The organism is Paenibacillus filicis, assembly GCF_038070315.1.
GTDB classification, from domain to species: domain Bacteria; phylum Bacillota; class Bacilli; order Paenibacillales; family NBRC-103111; genus Paenibacillus_G; species Paenibacillus_G filicis.
The window spans coordinates 510,231-532,424 of the sequence record NZ_JBBPCC010000001.1 but is presented as its reverse complement, the minus strand read 5'-3'; the positions used below and the strand labels follow the sequence as shown (position 1 = coordinate 532,424).

The following is a 22,194-nucleotide window of genomic DNA, read 5'->3' as shown; positions in this document are numbered from 1 at the left end:
GCCAGGAGTAGGGATCATATGGCCACAGAGCGCGGCAACACCGGGACGCCACAGCATCGTCAGGCGCTCCGTGAAGAATTGCTTGATATACTGCGCATGAAAAACATACATACCGTATACCAGCCGATCGTCTCGCTTAGCGACGGAGTCGTCCGAGGGTATGAGGCTTTGACCCGCGGACCGAGCGGGAGCGGGCTAGAAGGGCCGTTGTCCTTATTCGGACTCGCTGCAGCCGAGCAGCTGCTGTACCCCCTGGACCGACTGGCGCGGGAGAGTGCCATAAGCCATGCGGTGCTGACGCATCCGAAGCAGCTGCTTTTTTTGAATTTGTCTGCGGAGATTTTGAACGATCCGTCGTTCGTCCCCGGACAGACGCTGGAGCTGCTCAAGCGAAAAGGGCTGTCCCCGGCTAATGTGGTGCTGGAAATTACGGAGCGCAGCTCAATCGATGATTTTGACGCCGCCCGGCGGGTGCTGGAGCATTACCGCAAGCAGGGCTACCGAATCGCCATCGACGACGCGGGGGCCGGGTACTCGTCGCTTCAGGCGATCGCCGAGCTGCAACCGGACTTCCTGAAGGCGGACCGCTCCCTGATCAGCAACATTCACCAGTCCAAGACCAAAGAAAGCATCATCGAGACGCTGCTGACCTTTGCGGAGAAGCTTGGCATCTCGCTGGTGGCCGAAGGCATCGAGAAGCCGGAGGAGCTGCTGAAGCTGGCGGGAATGGGGGTGCATTACGGACAGGGCTACTTGCTCGGCAGACCGCAGGCGCAAGCCGCCCAGGTGGAGCGTGAGCTGGTCAGCCGCATGCTCGAGCATGGCAAGCGGCGGGATGCGATCAGCTATGTGATCAATATCGGAGACCTGTCCACTCCGTGCCAGTGCTTCGATGTAAAGACGCCAATCTCGGTGGTCGCCGATCATTTCAATAAGATAGAAACGGCCCTGGGCGCCGTTATTACGACAGGAAATGTGCCCGTCGGGCTCATCATGAGAGAACGGTTGTTTCAGCAGCTCGCCGGACAATACGGCTACTCGCTGTTCTGGAACCGTCCGATTGAGCAGCTGATGGATGACAGCCCGCTGATCGCGGACCAGCATTCCACAGTGGAGACCGTATCGCGGCTTGCCACGTCACGGGATATCCGCAATCTGTACGATCTGGTCATCGTGACCGCGCAAGGCCAGATGCATGGGACGGTATCGATTCGGGCGATGCTGGAGTGTATTACGAATGCGAAGATGGAAAACGCAAGGGTAGCCAACGCGCTAACCGGCCTGCCGGGAAATCTGCAGATCAACCGGGAGCTGAACCGGCGGCTTGCGGAAGGACGAAACTTCTCGGTGGTTTATGCGGACCTGGACTATTTCAAGTGGTTCAATGACCGCTTTGGCTTCCACAGAGGAGACCAACTGATCCAGTACACGGCAGAATGTCTGGGACGCTCGGTTCGCTTGCTGGGCACGGAGTCGGATTTTGTCGGGCATATCGGCGGCGATGATTTTATTGTGTTAACGTCCAGCAGTGAGCCCGAGAAGCTGTGCGCCGAGCTTCTTCGCCATTTCGACAGCGGTGTGAGTGCTTTCTATGAGACGGAAGACTGGACCTATGTAGAGGACCGTGACGGCAACCGGGTAGAGAGCGAGGGCCTGACACTGTCTCTCTCGCTGGTGATCTGCGAAACGGGACGCAATGTGACGACCGAGCAGATCTCGCAGGCGGCCGCTCAACTCAAAAAGAAATCCAAGGCACACCGAGGCAGCATTTACTACTGCGACTTCATCGGTATGCCTGAATCCTGATTGCTGCTTACGGGGCGGTGTCTCAAGAAAAAGGAGGCAGCAGCTCAAGCATCTGATCAATGCGATTAAGCAAGTACACCTTGCGTTTGCCCAGCCGCTGCTGGGCTATTTTTTTGTCATCCCGGACGTGCTCGCGTCCGTTCTCATGCAGCCAGATGGCGTCCATCCCGACCTTCACGGCGCCGCACACATCATGCTTCCAGGAGTTGCCGACCATGACGGCCTGGCGCGGAGCCAGCTTCAGGGCGTTCAGCGCCGTTTTGAAAAGCACCGGGGACGGCTTCTTGTCCGCAGGCTTCGTCGCCGTATAGACGCGTTCCTGCGGGAAGAAGGATTGAAGCCGGAAGCGCTCCAGCAGCAGCAGCACCTCGGCCCGTGGGCTATTGCTGATGATTGCCAGCGTGCAGCGGGGAGCCAGCAAGGAGAGCGTTTCGTGGGTTCGCGGCGGCATGGTCTTGGCGGCTACCTGGAGCCGCAGCACTTCATGCATGAAGTCGCGGGTCATCGCGCCACCTACCGGCAGCCTGCGCTCGAGGAAGGCTTCCTGCAGACACTGCTGCTGCAGCTCGTCAAGCTGCTTGAAGGTAGCCCTCGCCTTCTTGCGCTGATGCCAGCGGCTGATATAGGCCTGCCACAGCTGCTCGCTCTCATCCGGTTCCTCGGCGCTCCATCTTGCGGCATACTGGCTCCATACCTGCCGGAAGCACCCCTCGAAGCTGAGCCCCTGCAGCACCAGCGTCTGATTCACATCGAAGAAAACCACTTGCTTGCCGCTTAGCGGCATCGTTTCATTCACGGTCATCCCTCCGATTTTCCGGCATCTCCCATTCTATCTGCGACATGCCCGGAAAAGATCGAGTCCATTCATTTTATGCGGCGGCAGGGCGGGTCACCCCTCCTTCCTGCTTGTTTTTGCCATGTTTTTTTCTAAGGTGCTCCTATGCTATCATGGAGGTAGCAGGAAAGTATGTACGAATGGGGTGTCTTTGTTGTCCAAATCCAAGCTTATCGTCATCGACGGAAACGGGATCGCTTACCGCGCGTTTTTCGCGCTGCCGCTGCTCAGCAATTCGAAGGGACTTCATACGAATGCCTTATATGGTTTTACGACTATGCTTTTGAAGCTGATGGAGGATTATAAGCCGACTCACTTCCTGGTTGCCTTCGACGCGGGCAAGCAGACGTTCCGTCATCAGGGCTATGCGGAGTATAAAGGAACCCGGGATAAAACGCCTCCGGAGCTGTCCGAGCAATTTCCGGTGCTACGTGAGCTGTTGACCTCCTTCGGCATCCGCCAGTATGAGCTGGAAGGCTTCGAGGCTGATGACATTATCGGGACGGTTACCAAGCTGGTAGATGCCGGCGACGAGTACGAGGCCCTTGTCGTGACCGGTGACAAGGACATGCTCCAGCTCGCTTCGGAGAAAGTCAATATCGCCTTGACGCGCAAGGGGATCAGTGAGATCGAGCTGTTCGACCCGGCGCATATCGATAAGCAATACGGGCTCCAGCCTCATCAGATCGTCGATCTGAAGGGTCTGATGGGCGATGCCAGCGATAATATTCCAGGCATTCCCGGCGTGGGAGAGAAAACGGCGCTTAAGCTGCTCCATGAATACGGCTCGGTGGAGAAGGTGCTGGAGCATGCCGCCGAGATCAAAGGGAAGATGGGCGAGAAGGTAGCGGCGCATGCTGACGACGCGCGAATGAGCAAGGAGCTGGCAACCATCCACCGCGAGGTGCCGTTGGACTTCCCGTTGTCGGAGCTGGTCTACGGTGGCTACGACAAGGGTCAGCTCGCCGATGCATTCCGCAAGCTGGAGTTCAAGTCGCTGCTGGAGCGGCTGGATCTGTATGGGGTCGGCAGCGGAGAATCCGGGGAAACGGAGGGCGGGACGGCCGCAGAGGCCGTACAAGTGGAAAGCCTATGGACGGCGGATGCCGCCGGGCTGTCCAAGCTGATTCAGGCGCTGCCTGCGGTTACCGCTTTGCACGTCGAAGCGATCGGGGACAACCCGCACACGTCCGAATTGCTCGGCATCGCCTTCTATGCGGCGGCAGATTCGTCCCAATCGTCCGATGAGGACTCTGTGTTAAATGAAGGTAAGGTCTATTACGTTCCCTATGAGGCTTTGGCGTCTTCTGACGCGGCTCCTGTGCGGGAGTGGCTGGCTAGCAAGGACAAGTCCATCCATGTGTATGATGTGCATCGTGCCATCATCGCGCTGTATTGGAGAGAGATCGAGCTGCACGGGGTAGCCTTCGATGCGCTGCTGGCCGGGTATCTGCTCGATCCGACGGAGTCTGCGCTGACACTGAGCGGCTTGACCTCACGCTACGGTCTGCCTGCTCTGCAGGCGGACGAGGACGTATTCGGCAAGGGAGCGAAGTTCAAGCTGCCTGAGCGAGACGCACTGTGCGCATTCATGGGCCGGAAGGCCGCAGCTGTGCACCGGCTGACTCCGAAGCTCGAGGAGGCGCTGGAGACCAGCTCCATGCATCAGCTGTTCTACGAGCTGGAGCTTCCGCTCGCGGTCGTCCTGGCCTCGATGGAGCGCAAGGGGATCCAGGTGGACAAGGAAGAGCTGCAGGCTTACGGTGCGGAGCTCGGGAAGCGGATCGAAGAGATCATCCAGAACGTATACGCTGCTGTCGGGATGGAATTCAACGTCAACTCGCCCAAGCAGCTCGGGGAGATTTTGTTCGATAAGCTGCAGCTGCCGGTCGTGAAGAAGACGAAGACGGGCTACTCGACCGATGCTGAGGTGCTGGAGAAGCTGGAGCCGTACCATCCGATGATCGGGCATATTCTGCTTTACCGGACGCTGGCGAAGCTGCAGTCCACCTATGTAGAGGGTCTGCTGAAGGAGGTACGCCCAGGCACCGGCAAGGTGCATACGTACTACCGGCAGACGATCGCCGCAACAGGGCGGCTCAGCAGCCAGTTCCCCAATCTGCAGAACATCCCGATCCGGCTGGAGGAGGGCCGCAAGATCCGCAAGGTATTCGTGCCGTCTCAGCCTGGCTGGCGGATCGTAACGGCGGACTACTCGCAGATCGAGCTGCGCGTACTCGCCCATATCTCGCAGGACGAGAAGCTGATCGAGGCGTTCCGGGATAATATGGACATTCATACCAAGACGGCGATGGACGTATTCGGGGTGTCCGAGGACGCTGTTGATTCCAATATGCGGCGCCAGGCCAAGGCCGTTAACTTCGGGATCGTGTACGGAATCAGCGACTATGGCTTGTCGCAGAATCTGCATATTACCCGGAAGGATGCGGCGAGGTTTATCGAGCAGTATTTCGCCGTCTTCCAGGGCGTCCGTCAGTATATGGACGATATCGTCAAGAGCGCCCGTCTGGACGGCTATGTGACGACGCTGCTGAACCGCCGCCGGTATTTGCCGGAGATTACGGCCTCTAACTTCAACCTGCGCTCGTTCGCCGAGCGGACGGCCATGAATACGCCGATCCAGGGAACGGCGGCAGATATTATCAAGCTCGCTATGGTACAGCTGGACAAGCGGATGCTGGAGGAAGGCGTCCGCAGCCGGATGCTGCTGCAGGTGCATGATGAATTGGTATTCGAGGTGCCTGAGGAAGAGGTTGACCTGATGAAGGCGATGATAGCCGAGGTGATGGAGTCGGCGCTGAAGCTTGACGTGCCGCTCAAGGTGGACGTCGACGACGGCGTTAACTGGTACGAAGCTAAGTAGGACAGGGGCAAGCGGGACGGGCCGTAAGGCTCGTTTCCTTGCGTTCATATAGAAAGGAAGGATTCCTAGTGCCTGAATTGCCAGAGGTAGAAACCGTCCGCCGCACGCTGGAGCAGCTGGTGGCGGGCAAGAAGATCGAGAGCGTCAAGGTGACGCTTCCGCGGATTATTCAGCGGCCAGATGACACGGAGATGTTCGCTGCGCTGCTGGCGGGGGAAACGGTCCGCTCCGTAGAACGGAGGGGGAAATTCCTCCGGTTAATGCTTGATCACTATACGCTGGTCTCTCATCTGCGGATGGAGGGCCGTTACGGCGTCTATCCGTCCGGTGAGCCGGTGGAGGCGCACACGCATGTTATTTTCTATTTTACAGACGGTACCGAGCTGCGTTACAAGGACGTGCGCCAGTTCGGCACGATGCATATTTTCGATAAAGACCAGGATCTGCTGGAGAAGCCGCTCGTGAAGCTCGGTCTGGAGCCTCTGGACGAGAACTTTACGCTGGAGGTATTTCGCAGCAAGCTGGACAAGCGCAAGACCAAGATTAAGCCGCTGCTGCTCAATCAGGAATACATCGTGGGCCTCGGGAATATTTATGTGGATGAGTCCTTGTATCTGGCTGGCGTTCATCCCGAACGGGAGGCTAATACGCTGTCTGCCGCAGAATGGGCCAAGCTGCACGAAGCGGTCGTGACGACGCTGCAGGGCGCCGTAGCCGTTGGAGGCTCGTCGATCAAATCCTATGTCAACGGGCAAGGTGAATCCGGCATGTTCCAGCATCAGCTCCGCATGTACGGACGCAAGGGAGAGGCCTGCGACCGGTGTGGAGGAGCGATTGAGAAGACAGTTGTAGCCGGACGCGGGACGCACTTCTGTCCGAACTGCCAGAAGCCGAAGAAGCAACGGATTATTCGTAAATAATGCACCAGCCGCCCAGAACTCCCATATAGTAAGCCATGAGCCGCCCAGCCCGGTGCCCGCCATGCAAAATGTAGCGATCAGGCTGTGCGCAAACATGAACGGAAGCGCGTTGGTCTGTCTGGAGTAGCGGTCGCACGCGTTTCTTGTTGCTGGGAGGGAAGGGCACATGCTGCCGGTTTTTTCATTGTTGCTGCTCGCGTTGGCGGTTAGTTTGGATGGATTTGGCGTAGGAGTAACCTACGGACTGCGCAAGATCAGGATTCCGTTAATTTCGATTGCGATTATTTCTTGCTGCTCGGGGTTCATCATATTTATCTCCATGCAGATCGGCGTATGGATGAGCGGGTGGGTACACCCGGATCTGGCCAAGAACATCGGCGCGCTGATTCTGGTTGGGATCGGGTTATGGGCCTTGTACCAGCTCTATGCGCAGCGTAAGGAAGATTCCGTTACGGACGAACCGCAGGTTACCATCTCTTCACTGCCTGATCCTGGGGCTGCCGTTCTAGCGTCCCCCAGTACCAAGGAGATTATCTATATCGAGCTGAAGCGATTCGGGCTTGTTATTCAAATTCTGCGGAAGCCTTCCATCGCGGACATGGACCGTTCCGGCACGATCTCCGCGTATGAGGCGACACTGCTCGGCCTGGCCCTATCTCTGGACGCGTTCGGCGCGGGCATAGGGGCCGCCTTGCTAGGCTTCACGCCTTGGCTGACGGCAGCTGTCATCGCAGCGGCCAGCGGTATTTTCCTCGGACTTGGCCTGCGCATAGGCCTGAGATTCGCCGGTGTCTGGTGGATGCGCCGGATATCCGTGGTTCCCGGATTTCTTCTTATTATTATGGGTATTATGAAACTGTTCTAATCTATGACGAATGAAGTAGGGGAGTCAGGTTTATGAATATTGGATTAACCGGAGGAATCGCCTGCGGCAAAAGCACGGTAGCGGCGATGCTGGTCCGCCGCGGAGCATTGCTCGTGGATGCGGATCGTATCGCTCGGGAAGTCGTAGAGCCGCATACGCCCGTTCTCGCCCAGGTGATCGAGCGCTTCGGCGCTGATCTGCTGCTGCCGGACGGCTCGCTCAATCGCAAGAAGCTGGGGGAGCGGGTATTCGGCGACGAGTCCGCCCGGCGCGATCTGGAGGGGCTGCTGCATCCTCCGATCCGCGCGACGATGCGGGAGAGGATGCGAAGCTATCAAGAGGAGCATCCAGACAAACTGGTCGTCGTAGATATTCCGCTTCTGTACGAATCCGGCCTGCAGGCGATGGTGGAGCAGGTGCTGGTCGTCTATGTGCCGCGGGAGGTACAGCTCTCCAGATTGATCGCCAGAGACGGCATGACGCTGGAGCAGGCAGAGAAGCGCCTGAATGCCCAGATGCCGATTGAAGAGAAGAAGCGGCTCGCCGACATCTTGATTGACAACACAGGCTCGCTGGAGGAGACGGAAAGACAGCTGGACCAGTTTTGGATAGAAAGGGGACTTTCATGAGGTTTTGGCGCAAGAAACGGGTATTTGCCGTTCTCCTGGTGACCTTTCTTGTTTTCTTATTCCTAAGCAGTTCCTTTGTCGGCCGGTATATCTATCCGATCTCCTATCAGCATGAAATCCGGCTATACGCCAAGAAGTATGAGCTTGACCCGTTTCTGGTTGCTGCCGTTATCCGTGTAGAAACAAACTACCAGCCGCATATGGAATCGAAGAAGGGCGCTTATGGCTTGATGCAATTAATGCCGGATACCTCATCATGGATTATCGAGAAGGCGGCCTTTGATGATACATACCGTAATCAGCTTGATCAGCCTGCTGTTAGCATTGAGCTCGGAGCCTGGTATTTGAACTGGATGAGCAAGCAATTCGGCGGGAATATGTACGCGATGATCGCCGGATACAACGCTGGGCATGGGAAGGTCAGCCGCTGGCTGCAGGAGAAGCGGTGGGATGGTACCTTGTCTAATGCGCAGCAAATCCCTTATGGAGAGACACGCCATTACCTTCAGCGTGTGACGTATTATTACCATAAATATCATAAGCTATATGGAGAAGAATGGAAGTAAATGGAGAAAGAAGCGCTGGACAAGCCGCCCTTACAGGAGGAATATCCGGCACTTCTTCTCGTTTTCAGCAAAACGTGGTATTATTTGTATTGACCGGCAAGCGATTGCTCGGCGATTTGTACCAAGCGGCGTGTGATGTGACCACCGATCGCACCAGTATCACGAGTAGCTACGTTACCGTAGTAACCGTCTTGGGGAATTGCGATCCCCAATTCTTGGGCTACCTCGTACTTCAGTTGATCCAACGCTGCGCTAGCTTGTGGCACGACCAGTGCGTTGCTGCTGCGGGATTGACCTGCACCCATGTCTGTTCACCTCCTTGTCGGTTGGTAATCCTATTATGCTCGTTTCGCTTGGCATCATGTGAGGGAGTCTTTGGAAAAAGGAAAGGAAGAATTACTACATGAAATGCCCCTTCTGCGATTATTCCGGAACGAAAGTGCTTGACTCGCGTTCCGCCAATGAAGACAAGTCCATACGCCGCCGCCGTGAGTGTGAGAAATGCTCGAAACGCTTTACGACGTTCGAAATGGTTGAAGAAACGCCCCTTATCGTCATCAAGAAGGATGGAAGCCGTGAGGAATTCAGCCGGGAGAAAATGCTGCGCGGTCTGATTCGCGCCTGCGAGAAGCGCCCCGTTCCGCTGGAGCGTCTGGAAATGATTGTATCCGAGGTGGAGAAGCAGGTCCGCACTACGGCCCAGGCCGAAGTGGATAGCCGCGCCATCGGAGAGATTGTGATGACCGAGCTGTACCCAGTCGATGAAGTGGCCTACATTCGCTTTGCATCGGTATACCGGCAGTTCAAGGACATCAATATGTTCATGAAGGAGCTTAGCGGGCTGTTATCCAAGCACCAAGTCGGCGGTGATGGCGGGAAAAATTAATTTTCCGCCAACCGTTGACAAGCCCGCAGCACCATGGTATTATCATTCTTGTCGCTAAACAAGGGCAAGAAAATGAAGGAATTAAATATCATGGGGCCTTAGCTCAGCTGGGAGAGCGCATCGCTGGCAGCGATGAGGTCAGGGGTTCGATCCCCCTAGGCTCCATACAAAAAACGTCATCACTTATAGTGGTGACGTTTTTTTGTATGGATTGCCTGGGGGGGAGATGAACCCCTATAGGTTCGCCCGCGCGGACGAAAGAAGTGAATAGGCTTCGAAGTAATACTTCTAATGTAGGAGCACGCCGTCTGAATCTACCGCTAAAAGTCCTTGTCGAATACGCTTCGTCAGCATAAATGAGGATTCTAATAAAGGTTGCGTTTTTTATTGGTCTAAAGGGGGAGCACCTTACAAATTCACCCGCTCAAGATACATACATGTTACTAAAACCACTACCGCTGCTCCACTTGCTTAATTACACTCCCTGGACCAGCGAATACAGATCCGCCATTTTGAACCGTCTTCCGTATAAGTTGAATTAAACTGTCCTTGTCCATCTGGATATCGTTCAACCATGCTAAGGTATCTGCAGTTTCGGGTTCATGCTTCACTCCCCAGGTTGATAACTCCCACAGGACCGGTAATAAATCCAACCCGGACTCCGTTAATGCGTACAGGTCTTTTCTCTTGTCACTGGGATGGGGGCTCTTGGTAATCAAGCCCAGTGTCTCAAGACGAGACAATCGATTCGTTAGTATATTTCTAGCAATCCCTTCATCCGAGGCAAGGAATTCCCCGAACGTTTTCTTTCCTGCAAATATGATATCCCTGATGATAAGCAATGACCATGAGTCGCCTAACAGATCAAGAGAAAATGAGATCGGACAATCCGATCTTCTATGTGGTTTGAAATTTTGCATAGGGCCTCCCTTGACTTCCTAGATTGATTATAATTATAATTAAGTCAGTTTCAAAATGCAACTGAAATGGAGGGGATGGAATTGAAATTTTTGTTGGTTTATAGAGGCGGTGTCGTTCCAGAAGATCATCTTGATCGTAACATTAATGAACTATGGGGATGGCTCGACAATTTAAAGGAAAAAGGGTATGAGAAGGTACGTTTCGCGGGAAGCGGCCGTAAAAGCATTTCGAAGGATTTGATTGCTGATTACTCCGGAGACATATTCGGCGTTTCCATTATCGAAGCTGGTTCTTTGGAGGAAGTGGTCTCATTAACTTCAGATTGGCCGGAGTTACAATACGGGGGCAGGATTGAGATCGTAGAAGCGATAGGTGATTAGCATGTCCGATACGTATATATTTAATTTGTTTGCAGATGTTAGAAAACAAATATTGAGTGTAATAACAAGACTGTCAAAGGGTCAAATGGAACACGTTCCTAAAGGCTTCAACAACAATCTACATTGGCAGGTCGGTCATGTGTTAACGATAGCGGATGATTTAATATTTGAGTTTTCGGGAGTTGGGGCAAGGATTCCACAGCACTATAGAACTTATTTTGCTTCAGGAACAAGTCCCTCAAGCTGGCCGGGGCAACCGCCAGGGATTGAAATACTTCTTAGGGATTTGGAAAATCAGATGGTGGAAATATGCAATAAGTATGACGGTCTGCTGGAGCAACCTGTAGCATATGAGAACAACTTTCTTCAAGCAAGTGTAATCGGTGAACTTTTTTATGTTCTACTTGCCCATGAAAGTACACATCTAGGAATGCTTATTGCGATGGACAAGGTTTTGCAGAATGAATAAATGGATAACGACTGAGAGGTAAGGGGTCGCCCGCGTGGACGTACTGAACTTCTTATTCGACTGATTGCGTAGAAAGACGCTAGTAACTTTCATGACGTCTATAGCATTCCAACTCCAGTATGATGTGGAGTGACTCCATGTGGGCGTTCGTTCTTATTCGGCGTTTTGTGCGGGATTCGATCATGAACGATTTCAAATCGCTCACAGGCCTCTGCAACATGTATCGAATTAGGTTTGTTAGATAGACTTGATCTTCATACCGCGCCAACATTGCTTGAGAAAGGTACACGATTATTTGATCATATTAGTCAGGGAAGTGTGACGCTCGAATCAAATGAAGGAATCGAGAGTTATCCATGTTAAATATGATGCGATTAAATGAATGGATTGAGTATCCTGTTAAACCTATTTTTATAGGTGAAGAAAAAGGGGAACTAAGGAGGTAGTTACATGGTAGATACAAATAATAACAAAAGAATTGATACTGCTTCAAGAGTCATTAGGGCGTCAGCACAAGTAATTTATCAAGCAATGTTGAATCCAGAAGCGCTCGCTTTATGGCTTCCACCGGAAGGAATGTCTGGTCAAATCGATACATTTGATGCAAGGGAAGGGGGTGTTTATAAAATGACGCTTATCTACGAAGGAGATGAAGAGATACAGGGAAAAACCTCAGAAAATAGAGATGTCACTGAAGGCGAATTTTTGGAGCTAATTCCAGATGAACGAATTGTTAAAACCGTTCAATTTCATTCAGAGGACACACGATTCTCTGGTGAGATGATCCAAAAATGGCTGTTAGAAGCCCATTCAGAAGGAACAAAAGTGACTGTCATTTGTGAGGATGTTCCTGAAGGGATACGAAAAGAAGATCATGACGTTGGTTTACGATCCACGTTGGCGAACCTTGCAGTATTTACGGAGTGATAAGAGACTTTTTCTGTGAAAAGAAAGAAACACCTATGGTGGGTCTCGTCTTAGAAGTTGAAGAATAGCAGAAAAATGGCAATAGAATGCCCGTTTTTTTCGCAAGAGCAACAAGTGCTTTTTTCTTGCCACGACGGGAGGCTAGAGACCAGAACTTAGCTGATAAGCGCGTGTTACGGGTTTTAGAAGCAGCCCAAGCCGCCTCGCATAAAGCTGTTTTGATGTGAGGATTCCCTTTTACTGTGCGGGTACTTTTTTTGACCTGCGCTTTCGTGATTGCCTGGTGATACTCCCGCCCAAGAAGTCAGGTGAGCTGCCGTAGGCAATTGATTCATGTTATGGCCCATCTCAGCGAGTATACTGGCGGCGGTTATTCGTTTCACACCAGGCATGGTTTGCATGAGCTCCATCTCTTCCTTGTAGCTGACTAGATACTCCTCGATCCGCTCATCCAATTGACGAATCGACTCTTCGTAAAAGGCGATTTCATTCCACAGAAACCGGATCATAAACATTTGATGCTCATCCAGTGTCCCAAACAAGGAATCTGCCAATTCAGGCACTTTTTTCTTTACATTGCCTTTGACGCGGCCCTCAATATCGCTAGGATCGATAAATCCTTGCTCCATTAACCTTTTGAGCAAATTGCGCCCTGAAACGCCAAAAACATCGCTAATGACCGTTCCAAGTTTAATGTTGGCGCATTCCAGTACCTTTTGAAGCCGGTTTTTCTTTGCAGTTAGTCCACCCACTTGCTTCTTGCGAAGACGGGTGAGTTCGCGCAGGTCTGTCTGAGGGACAAAGCTGGGCTCAATTAAGCCATGCCTGAGAAGTTTTGCAATCCACTCAGCATCCGATACGTCGGTCTTGCGTCCAGGTACGTTTTTTATGCGCTGGGCAGGATTTGCCCATACAAAGCAACCCCTTGTATTTTTTATCAACCGTTGAGGTGAATTATTTTCAACAGTTTCTGATCAACCTGGTCATTGGGTATGAGGCGGTTTCCTTGATGACAGGGATCACCTTATGGGTCAGTGTATCCGTCACCTAGGTATATACCGGCTACGCTGTACTGACTTAGGCAAGCGGCTGAGAGTTTTTCGCAAGTTGCTTCAGTCGAACGAGATTCTTCCCTCTTTTGATCGAAATGTATTTGAAAGCATCATGGACAAAGTAATTGTTGGAGACCCATCCGATCCGTATCAACTGCCCTTCGTCTATAAGACAGGTTTTCATAAATAGCGTTCAAAGCAGAAGCAAAATGCACAAACAGATTCAAAAAAGTCCTTAAAAAATGAAAGGAGTGGATTGTGTTCCTATTCCCCGGACGACGCTGGGATGTATTTTTTTGTAAATTTGATTACGTGATTATTTTGGTCGATTTTCTTCATTGCCCCTGTTTCCTTATTAAGATAACACATTATCAATATTAGCACTTGATACACGAAATAGGAGTACTGGATCGTATACACTTAGTTGGACAATAAAAATAAGGGCTTGCCTATCATCCTAAGGAGCGGATCTCTACAATGCCAAAACAACAACGACGTACTTTTACAGCACAATTCAAAAAACAAATGGTGGGACTATATGAAAGCGGTAAATCCAGAGCAGCAATTGTGGAGGGATATGACCTTACCGCCTCCGCTTTAGACCGCTGGATCAAACAAGCCACGACTACAGGATCCTTCAAGGAGAAGGACAATCACTCGTCAGAGGAAAATGAGTTGCTTGCTTTACGAAGAGAAAACCAACGTTTGAAAATGGAGGTGGATATTTTAAAGCAAGCCGCGCTGATCATGGGACGAAAGTAGCTATCATCCAGAACAATCGTGATAAATACTCGGTATCAGCAATGTGTGACGTCGTGCAAATCGGAAGAAGCACGTTTTACTATCAAGCGAAAGAACAAACGAACGAAGAAGATGTAACCGAAGCGATTGTGGACATTTTCCATAAGAATCGAAAAGTTTACGGTACACGCAAGATAAAAGTCAAGCTCCAGGAACGTGGTTTCGTCGTCTCCAGGCGTCGAATGGGTAGGATCATGAAAGAGCATGGGCTTGTTTCCACGTACACCGTGTCCCAATATAACCCGCTTAAGGGCGCATGCAATGAAGCGTCTACAGCCCATACACTGAATCGCGAATTCGATCAAACGGAGGCTAGACGATTCGTTGTCAGTGATCTGACGTATGTGAAAGTTCAGAACCAGTGGCATTACATTTGTGTACTTATCGATCTGTTCAATCGAGAGATCATCGGCCATAGCGTAGGTCCTCATAAGGATGCTGCGTTGGTTTCTCGTGCCTTTGCAACGGTTCAAGGTGATTGATCTCAGATTCAATGGTTCCATACCGATCGTGGCAGCGAGTTTAAAAATCAAACGATGGATGCGCTTTTGGAGACATTTGAAATTGGCCGATCCCTGAGCATGAAAGGCTGCCCCTACGACAATGCTGTTGCGGAAGCGACCTACAAGATTATGAAAACGGAGTTCGTGAACCAGATGAACTTCCAGAGTCTTCGTTACCTGGAGCTGGAACTATACGATTATGTTAACTGGTTTAACAAGCATCGGATTCATGGGACACTTGAATACATGACGCCTATTCAGTATCGCCATGCAGCCCTTAAAAAAGCTGTCTGATTTACTGTTGACAATCCAGGTTTAGCATTTCAGCAAAATGCTTTTTAGTAAACCTCAACTAAGATAGGTTTTGAAACAACTGTATAGGGGATATATTTGTTTTCGATTATTCCCTTTAATCTTAATTCACTTTTAGCCTGAAGAATGTATTCTCCAGTGCCAGATAGAGATATTGATCTCTGTTCGTCTGGCGGCAATTCTGTACCCGGCTCATATATCTCCGAAGGGTTAATGGTTTTTTCAACAGCGATTGAGAGGATTGTATCAGGATTGATCTTTACGACATTCCCTTTTAAATCATAGACATAAATAAATGCCATTACAGCAGCATGCTCAATAGTAATTTTTTCATCGGTTAGATTTTGCAACGATGTCTTTATTGGAACCCTTTCATTACTTTTTAATTTTGCGACAGGAATTTCAAATTTCAAATCAAATAGTTCTCCTTCTAAATTAGGAATTTCCTTTTGAATGTTAGGAGTATCTGAACATCCGCACATCAATATAACTAAGATAGAAATAACAAGATACATTTTTTTGTTTGAGAACACTAAACCACTACCTCTCAATTTGATATCTATAGTTCTAGTAATTATAACATAATATATTATAATTTGCATTTTTATACATTTTGTGCTAGAATGCGTTTGTACAAAATTTACCATAAAAGGTATGAATAAAAAACTACGAATACCAACTTTAGCTCTATCTTTTGCTTTGCTTTCCTCTTCAGTCATTTCATTTCCTGGTTTGGACCCTATTGCCAGCGCAGCACCTATTGCTAAAAAGGTTGATAAAAATACGCTTAGGGAGAATGCTCAAAAATTCCGTGAAAAATACGGAATGGATACATCTACTGCTCATATTGAGAAGGCAATAGAACCAGGTGTTTTATCCGACGAATTGGAAGTTGTTATGGGAACCCCACTAACAAAAGATGAACGAAAATTATATGACAAAAGAATGGAACAAAGCCAGCAGGCAAGTGACCTTCAAGAATATTCACGAAAGTCGAATAAAGGCACATATGCTGGAACTTACTTTGACTCAAAAAATGGATCTACCCACATTCAATTAGCAAAGAAAAACGACGTGGAAAATGTTAAAAGTATGATTAAATCAAATGCTAAGTTGCCAGAGAACGTAGTTTTCGAAGAAGTTTCCTTTTCTGAAGACGAGTTGTTATCCGCTTTTAAAATAATTGAAGACGTGATGAGTCAATATAAAATTAGGTCAGTCGGTATTAACGTATATCATAATAAGGTTGAAGTTGAGACAATGGATTATTCAGACAAAAATATTGCACAGATCAAGAGTTTAGTTCCAATCTCTGAGATGTTAGAAGTTAAAGCTGCGCAAGGATCTGTAAGGTTAGATGATGATGAAACTGCCTATCCCACGCAAGTATCGGGAGAGAAAATAGTAAATAATGATGGTATCGCTTGTACAGCTGGCTTTTTTGGATATACATCACAAGGCGATAAACTTCTCATTACTGCGGGGCATTGTGGGGGTATTGGTTCAACTCAAGCTGTTAAGCAACCTACAGCAACAATTGGTAATTGGCTATGGAGAAACTGGAATCAAAACGGTGGCCCCGCACTTACAGCTGATGTTGGTGTAATTAAAATAAATACATCTAATATAGCTGCTGCTGTACCTTATCCGAATGGAAATGGTAGCAACCTGACTCCATTTAATGGAGCAGCAGGCGCTCCTACCATAGGACAAACAATTTATGTTAGAGGAGCAAAAACAGGAGCTTTGACACAAGGGGTAGTTGTAAGTGTTTTGAAAACTGTTGATTTTGGTGGAGGAGAAGTGTGTGGAGGTAACTGGAATATTTCCAATTTAATACAACATATGGCAGCACAACAACAAGGAGATAGTGGTGGTCCTGTTTTGCTTAATTATCAATGGACACCTGCAAAGAACGGATATACCTTCCAACCAGTAGGAATGGTGACCGGTCAGACAACCGGTGGTAACAAATATGCCTCCTATTTACCAGAGATCATAGGTGTTTTGAGTAATGCTGGAATTAACTATAGCGGATTATATTTAGGGCCATAATTATACTAGGAACAAGGAAGCATATATGTGTCAGGCCAACCACTTTGCTGGTTGGCCTTTCAATCTGATTGGCACATTCTAGTTTCACTTGATATTGTAAATTAGCAAAAGCAGCACTTTCTTCGGAAATAGTTTATAATCAGAGAAAAATAATGCCCGAAGCAGGCCTGCCGTAATATAGTCATCGAGTTCATCAACGGTAGTGGTGGGAAGGGGTCTGTCAATAATTTTGTGTAAACTCATTTATAGCAAATCTCCCCCGAGGGGGAGAAGGCTCTCACGGCAGATGCGAGCCAATCCGTTCAGGAAAGAAAACGGAGAGCTATAACAGCATTTGGCCCCAGTTTTGGACGAGGCCTGTCCATTTACGCGTGATGTGCATCGTGACGAGGTAGAGCATTTTGAGCAGCGCTTCATCGCTGGGGAAAATGCTCTTTACTTTGGTTACTTTTCGAAGCTGACGGTGGTAGCAGAGACGTAGCGCTTGGAGATGCGAATCTGGTGGATGATGCACTTTTGGATTTCGGTCTTTGGATAGCAAGCGGTAATGGACTGCGAGAAGCCCGTCAGGTTGTCGACGCAGGTGATGAGAATATCTTGTACGCCGCGGTTCTTGAGGTCGTTCAGCACACTAAGTCAAAACTTAGCAGACTCGTTCTCGCCGATCCACATGCCCAGTACATCCTTGCTACCGTCCATATCGATACCGATTACCATATAGGCCGCCTTGTTCACAATGGCACCGTCCTGCTTGACCTTGAAGTGAATGGCATCCAGAAATACGACCGCATAAACGCCTTGCAGCGGGCAGCTAAAGCCTGAAGACAAGGCTTTGCGTGACCTTCAGAAGCGTATCCGCGACCTGGAAGAGGAGGCGTTCAGGTCTCTCAGAAAACCGTTGCTCGCATCATGAGAGAGCTCGGGTTGAAATCCCGTACAGTAAAGAAATATAAGACGACTACAAACTCTAAACACAACTTCCCTGTAGCCGATAATGTTTTAAATCAGCAGTTCACTGCGAAGAGGCCCAACGAAGTGTGGATGGCTGATATCACGTACATTCCGACAGACGAGGGCTGGTTATATCTTGCCGGGGTTGAGGATTTGTGCACTCGAAAGATCGTTGGTTTCCATATGCATGAACGAATGACCAAGTCGCTCGTATTAGAAGCACTAGATCGAGCTTATCGGCTCCAACGCCCGAAGAAGGCTTTTTTGCACCATTCCGATCGGGGAAGCCAATATGCCTCCAACGACTACCAGGGACGACTGAAGGCCTACAATATGGCAGGAAGCATGAGTCGTAAAGGGAACTGTTACGACAATGGTGTGCCACGAAGGTTAGCCTAAACGAAGGCGTAACCATGCTTAACCAGAGATGAGGGTCGGCCCCTCGAAGTAGTCATGTAGGTGAAGACTTCAAACCACCGTAAGCTGCAATGGACAAAAGCCATGGTGGTGAGCGTTACGGAAAAGGCGGAGCTAGACTCCGTCAGGTACGTGCCAATGGAGACGAACACCAGTGAACCGTCGATTACGTGTCGAAATAGCAGGGATGCCATCAAAACCAGGTTTGCGTTGTTGACCTGGGATGAGTCCGGAAGAAACCTACTTACTGACCGGATGGTGGCCGGCATAGAGACGGCGTGAACGTGGCACAGGCTTTGGTTAGGAACGTGGGAACTTGTATTTCGATGCCAAGAGAAACCTCCAAGCGAAAGAATCGCAAGGACAAAAGTATCGATGCGGAATACAGGGACGGAATAACCCGTAGTAGCGAGGAAGCTTCGTAATGGGAGTGGAGCGAAGGGGTTGTATTATCCTGTCTTTGAACAGAGGTCAACCGCGAGGGAGGAACCTATGGACAAAACAAAGCCCTATAACATCTCCAAGCAAGTCGTAGTGGAAGCATTCCGCCGCGTGAAAGAAAACGGAGGCGCACCTGGAGTTGACCAAATCAGTTTGGAAAAGTTTGAAGCCAATCTGAAGAATAACCTCTACATCATATGGAATCGAATGTCATCAGGTAGTTACTTTCCGCCACCGGTTCAAGCGGTAGAGATACCGAAGAAAAGTGGAGGAACTCGTTTGCTTGGCGTGCCAACTGTGGCAGATCGCGTGGCGCAAATGGTAGCTAAAATCTACTTTGAACCTTGCGTCGAGCCGTACTTTCATCGGGACTCTTATGGATATAGACCGGGAAAATCTGCGATGGATGCGTTGGCAGTGACGAGGCAACGCTGCTGGAAATACGACTGGGTACTTGAATTTGACATCAAAGGTCTGTTTGACAACATTGATCACGAATTACTGATGAAAGCCGTGCGTAAGCATACGGAAAATCCATGGCTCATTCTCTGTATCCAAAGGTGGCTGGAAGCTCCCATACAAATGCCGAATAAAGAATTGGTGGCGAGAACAAGAGGCACGCCTCAGGGCGGAGTCATCAGTCCTGTGCTGGCTAATCTGTTTCTTCACTACACCTTCGACAAATGGATGGAGAAAGTACATCCAGACAAGCCGTTTGCGCGATATGCAGATGATGCAGTTGCCCACTGTCACAACAAGAAGGCAGCAGAGCAACTTAAGAGCGAACTTGAGACAAGGTTGAGGGAGTGTGGTTTGGAGCTACACCCGGTAAAGACACGCATTGTGTATTGTAAAGATGACAATCGTAGGTTACAACACGAAGAAATTGCGTTTGATTTTCTGGGATATACGTTTCGGCCGCGCAGAGCCAAGAATCGAGAAGGAAAATATTTTATCAGCTTCATTCCGGGAGCAAGCAATTTGGCCAAGAAAGCTATGCGGCAAACGATCCGAACGTGGCGAATTCAGTTGAAGTCAGCAAAGAGTTTGGAAGACCTGTCCAGGATGTTCAATCCCGTTCTAAGAGGTTGGGTCAATTATTATGGACGCTACTACAAAGCGGAAATGCATTCGGTATATCGACGCATGAATCGAGCGTTACTGGAATGGACGATGAGAAAGTATAAAAGGTTCAGACAGAGGCGCAAACGAGCCTGGGATTGGCTCATTCAGATTGCAAAGCGAGAACCAACACTCTTCGTTCAATGGGAGAAAAATTATTTAAGTTGGGCTGGATAATGGGAGCCGGATGAGCTGAGAGGTTCAAGTCCGGTTCTGCGAGAGCCTGGAGGTGCAACTCCTCTGGGCTACTCACCCTTGCATAGAATCCTTTCACAGCATCTTGAAGAAAGAACTCATCTATCTAGAGAAATTCAAAACGCGTAAAGAAGCCAAAGAGAGAATCCTTGAATACATTACCTGCTTTTATAATGGGAAAAGGATCCATTCATCTATAGGGTACCTCACGCCGAATGAATACGAACGTATGATCCACAGTGCGGCGTGATTTTCTCGATTCTATGTGTCCAATCTATTGACAGAGGTGCAGGGGTTCGATCCCCCTAGGCTCCATACAAAAAGAAACGTCATCACATATAGTGATGGCGTTTTTTGTATAGGTTGCCTTTGGGGAGACTTTATGCTCTCTTCAATCCTAGCCCTGCATGGTTGACCCCTGTCTTTTTTGTTATACTAGAACAAAATAGACGGAGGGCGGATCGCTTCGTGCCACGAAATGCTAAACGAGATCAGATGGTGAAGGAAGAGCGCAGGAGACAAATATTGCAGGCAGCCACCAGCGTTTTTTATCACAAAGGACTGGCGGCTGTCAAGATGAGCGATGTCGCCACAGAAGCGGGATTGAGTTACGGCCATGTGTACAATCATTTTTCTTCCAAGCAGGAGCTTCTGGCCTCGATCGTCCTAGAAGGTCAGGAAGCGTACCGACGCTTTTTGCTCCAGGCTATCGAAAGTCCTGGTGATGCCGTTTCTAAACTCCAAAGGATCATTGACCAATTATTCATACATAGTAATACGGCGAAGACGTACTGGATTGTGCTGCAAGCACAAGCTTCAGATATACTTCCAGAGGATGTGAAGGGTGAGATCAAGGCCCGCATGCTGCACAATCTGGATCTGTTCTCACGCATTATTATTCAAGGTCAAGAAGAGGGGCGCTTTGCAGCGGGGGATGCGAAAGAAATCACAACCATTGTCATCACGCTGCTGCATAACAGTGGTTTATGGGAAATTCGGGGGCTGGAGTCGCCTAAACAGCCGATTTTGACTTATATTTTGAAATTAGTTAGCCTTTAAAACGCGAAACGAGCCCGGAACTGGAGGCTCGTTTTTTTGATTGATGCAAATTTAATAAAACCAATAATTCAGATGTGAATAAATAAAATAACGGTTGACATAAACCACATGGGCAAGTATGATAAGTTCAAGTTACAAAATGATTTTAAAATCACTTTGTTAAAGTGGGCAATAAAGCGGAGAATTCAACCGGTCAACCGGAGATTTGATGAGAGCACGTTCTGTGCTTGGATCGGATCTCCTTTTTTGCGTCACTTTGAAAACCAAAGGAGGAACTTGAAATGAGCAACGTTACAAGAGAAAGCAGCCAGCTTCAGTTATCGCCCGTAACTGGAAAAATAGGTGCGGAGGTAAGTGGTATTCAATTATCCGGAAATCTGGATGCAAGTGTAGTGGAGGAAATTCACCGAGCACTACTGACATACAAGGTGCTGTTCTTTCGTGGACAGCATTTGGACGATGCGGGTCAGGAAGCCTTTGCGGCGCAGCTCGGCAAGCCGTTCGCTCACCCAACCGTACCAACGAAGCCAGGCTCCGGCTATATTCTGGAGCTAGATTCACATCATGGCGGACGTGCAACACAGTGGCATACAGATGTTACCTTTCTGGATGCCTACCCGAAAGCATCGATTTTACGTGGGGTAGTCATTCCTGACGCAGGTGGAGATACGGTTTGGTCGAACACGGTCGCAGCCTATGAGAGTCTGACTCCTGAGCTAAAGGATTTGGCTGATCGTCTGTGGAGTCTGCATTCCAATGCGTTCGATTATGCGGCAGCTTCGCGGGCTAATGTTTCGGCAGAGGAAGAGGCGCAGTACCGCAAGGTGTTTAGCTCTACGGTATATGAAACGGAGCATCCGGTTGTTCGGGTTCATCCCGAAACAGGTGAAAAGTCGCTGCTGTTAGGCAGCTTTGTGAAGCGGATTCTTGGCGTATCGGCATCGGAATCCATCAAGCTGTACGAGATTTTTCAAGAGCATGTGACTCGTCTGGAGAATACGGTTCGCTGGCGCTGGCAGGAAGGCGATATCGTTATATGGGATAACCGTGCAACGCAGCATATAGCCATTAATGATTATGGCGATGCTCATCGTGTAGTCAGGAGAGTAACGCTGGAGGGGGATGTGCCCGTAGCGATAGACGGCTCGCATAGCCGTACGCGCTATAAGGCAGTTAATGAATAGTAAACCAGACTAGA

Annotated in this window: 19 protein-coding genes, 1 tRNA gene and 4 pseudogenes; 18 read left to right on the top strand and 6 right to left on the bottom strand. The window is 49.5% G+C overall.

Annotated features, from left to right (window positions below; translation table 11 throughout):
• The first annotated feature begins 18 nt into the window (after positions 1–18).
• Positions 19–1,806: a bifunctional diguanylate cyclase/phosphodiesterase gene (locus tag WMW72_RS02465; RefSeq protein ID WP_341413812.1), complete on the top strand. Its 1,788-nt coding sequence runs from the start codon at positions 19–21 to the stop codon at positions 1,804–1,806.
• A 22-nt stretch (positions 1,807–1,828) separates the two neighbouring features.
• Here the strand turns inward: WMW72_RS02465 and WMW72_RS02460 are convergent, their stop codons facing one another.
• Positions 1,829–2,602 carry an HAD family hydrolase gene (locus WMW72_RS02460; RefSeq protein ID WP_341413811.1) on the bottom strand — a complete coding sequence of 258 codons (774 nt, stop codon included), beginning with the start codon at positions 2,600–2,602 and terminating at the stop codon, positions 1,829–1,831.
• Positions 2,603–2,723: 121 nt separating this feature from the next.
• Between WMW72_RS02460 and polA the strand changes: the two genes are divergently transcribed.
• From polA to WMW72_RS02435, 5 genes are all read left to right on the top strand, one after another.
• Positions 2,724–5,525, top strand: coding sequence for a DNA polymerase I (gene polA, locus WMW72_RS02455; protein ID WP_341413810.1), 2,802 nt, complete (start codon positions 2,724–2,726; stop codon positions 5,523–5,525).
• Positions 5,526–5,593: 68 nt separating this feature from the next.
• Positions 5,594–6,445 (top strand): DNA-formamidopyrimidine glycosylase, encoded by an 852-nt coding sequence (gene mutM, locus WMW72_RS02450; protein ID WP_341413809.1) that lies wholly within the window; start codon positions 5,594–5,596, stop codon positions 6,443–6,445.
• 166 nt (positions 6,446–6,611) lie between these two features.
• On the top strand, positions 6,612–7,310 hold the full coding sequence (ytaF, locus tag WMW72_RS02445; RefSeq protein ID WP_341413808.1) for a sporulation membrane protein YtaF: 699 nt from the start codon (positions 6,612–6,614) through the stop codon (positions 7,308–7,310).
• A gap of 32 nt (positions 7,311–7,342) precedes the next feature.
• A complete protein-coding gene (coaE, locus tag WMW72_RS02440) occupies positions 7,343–7,939 on the top strand; it encodes a dephospho-CoA kinase (protein WP_341413807.1) in 597 nt (198 codons plus the stop codon).
• On the top strand, positions 7,936–8,505 hold the full coding sequence (locus WMW72_RS02435) for a lytic transglycosylase domain-containing protein (protein WP_341413806.1): 570 nt from the start codon (positions 7,936–7,938) through the stop codon (positions 8,503–8,505). Before coaE ends, WMW72_RS02435 begins: the two co-directional genes overlap by 4 nt.
• Positions 8,506–8,585: 80 nt before the next feature.
• On the opposite strand, the gene WMW72_RS02430 is transcribed toward WMW72_RS02435, so the two are convergent.
• On the bottom strand, positions 8,586–8,810 hold the full coding sequence (locus WMW72_RS02430; RefSeq protein ID WP_341413805.1) for an alpha/beta-type small acid-soluble spore protein: 225 nt from the start codon (positions 8,808–8,810) through the stop codon (positions 8,586–8,588).
• Positions 8,811–8,908: 98 nt separating this feature from the next.
• Between WMW72_RS02430 and nrdR the strand changes: the two genes are divergently transcribed.
• A complete protein-coding gene (nrdR, locus tag WMW72_RS02425; protein ID WP_341413804.1) occupies positions 8,909–9,391 on the top strand; it encodes a transcriptional regulator NrdR in 483 nt (160 codons plus the stop codon).
• 92 nt (positions 9,392–9,483) lie between these two features.
• A tRNA-Ala gene (locus tag WMW72_RS02420) sits at positions 9,484–9,556 on the top strand.
• Positions 9,557–9,843: 287 nt separating this feature from the next.
• Here WMW72_RS02420 and WMW72_RS02415 read toward each other — a convergent pair.
• On the bottom strand, positions 9,844–10,311 hold the full coding sequence (locus WMW72_RS02415; RefSeq protein WP_341413803.1) for a winged helix-turn-helix transcriptional regulator: 468 nt from the start codon (positions 10,309–10,311) through the stop codon (positions 9,844–9,846).
• 75 nt (positions 10,312–10,386) lie between these two features.
• Here WMW72_RS02415 and WMW72_RS02410 point away from each other — a divergent pair, with 75 nt between their 5' ends.
• The 3 genes from WMW72_RS02410 (at position 10,387) to WMW72_RS02400 (ending at position 12,088) form a co-directional block, all read left to right on the top strand.
• On the top strand, positions 10,387–10,692 hold the full coding sequence (locus WMW72_RS02410; RefSeq protein WP_341413802.1) for a YciI family protein: 306 nt from the start codon (positions 10,387–10,389) through the stop codon (positions 10,690–10,692).
• A 1-nt stretch (position 10,693) separates the two neighbouring features.
• On the top strand, positions 10,694–11,161 hold the full coding sequence (locus tag WMW72_RS02405; protein WP_341413801.1) for a DinB family protein: 468 nt from the start codon (positions 10,694–10,696) through the stop codon (positions 11,159–11,161).
• 450 nt (positions 11,162–11,611) lie between these two features.
• Positions 11,612–12,088, top strand: coding sequence for an SRPBCC domain-containing protein (locus WMW72_RS02400; protein ID WP_341413800.1), 477 nt, complete (start codon positions 11,612–11,614; stop codon positions 12,086–12,088).
• Between the two features lie 182 nt (positions 12,089–12,270).
• Here the strand turns inward: WMW72_RS02400 and WMW72_RS02395 are convergent, their stop codons facing one another.
• Positions 12,271–13,029 (bottom strand): IS110 family RNA-guided transposase, encoded by a 759-nt coding sequence (locus WMW72_RS02395; RefSeq protein WP_341413799.1) that lies wholly within the window; start codon positions 13,027–13,029, stop codon positions 12,271–12,273.
• Between the two features lie 588 nt (positions 13,030–13,617).
• Between WMW72_RS02395 and WMW72_RS02390 the strand changes: the two are divergent.
• Positions 13,618–14,738: pseudogene (locus WMW72_RS02390) on the top strand (IS3 family transposase).
• Positions 14,739–14,782: 44 nt separating this feature from the next.
• Here the strand turns inward: WMW72_RS02390 and WMW72_RS02385 are convergent.
• The gene (locus WMW72_RS02385) at positions 14,783–15,358 is read right to left on the bottom strand and encodes a hypothetical protein (protein WP_341413798.1); all 576 of its coding nucleotides are present in this window, start codon (positions 15,356–15,358) and stop codon (positions 14,783–14,785) included.
• Between the two features lie 52 nt (positions 15,359–15,410).
• On the opposite strand from WMW72_RS02385, the gene WMW72_RS02380 reads away from it, so the two are divergent.
• A complete protein-coding gene (locus tag WMW72_RS02380) occupies positions 15,411–16,811 on the top strand; it encodes a S1 family peptidase (RefSeq protein WP_341413797.1) in 1,401 nt (466 codons plus the stop codon).
• Between the two features lie 322 nt (positions 16,812–17,133).
• Here WMW72_RS02380 and WMW72_RS02375 read toward each other — a convergent pair.
• A pseudogene (locus WMW72_RS02375) lies at positions 17,134–17,624 on the bottom strand (transposase); the annotation flags it as partial.
• Between the two features lie 60 nt (positions 17,625–17,684).
• On the opposite strand from WMW72_RS02375, the pseudogene WMW72_RS02370 reads away from it, so the two are divergent.
• The 5 genes and pseudogenes from WMW72_RS02370 to WMW72_RS02350 all read left to right on the top strand — a co-directional run.
• Positions 17,685–18,137 (top strand): annotated as a pseudogene (locus WMW72_RS02370) (IS3 family transposase); the annotation flags it as partial.
• Between the two features lie 534 nt (positions 18,138–18,671).
• Positions 18,672–19,919: a group II intron reverse transcriptase/maturase gene (gene ltrA, locus WMW72_RS02365; RefSeq protein ID WP_341413796.1), complete on the top strand. Its 1,248-nt coding sequence runs from the start codon at positions 18,672–18,674 to the stop codon at positions 19,917–19,919.
• Positions 19,920–19,998: 79 nt separating this feature from the next.
• Positions 19,999–20,187, top strand: a pseudogene (locus WMW72_RS02360) (IS3 family transposase); the annotation flags it as partial.
• 245 nt (positions 20,188–20,432) lie between these two features.
• Entirely contained in the window at positions 20,433–20,996 is a 564-nt protein-coding gene (locus tag WMW72_RS02355) for a TetR/AcrR family transcriptional regulator (protein ID WP_341413795.1), read from the top strand.
• A 281-nt stretch (positions 20,997–21,277) separates the two neighbouring features.
• Entirely contained in the window at positions 21,278–22,180 is a 903-nt protein-coding gene (locus WMW72_RS02350; RefSeq protein WP_341413794.1) for a TauD/TfdA dioxygenase family protein, read from the top strand.
• The last annotated feature ends 14 nt before the right edge of the window (positions 22,181–22,194 follow it).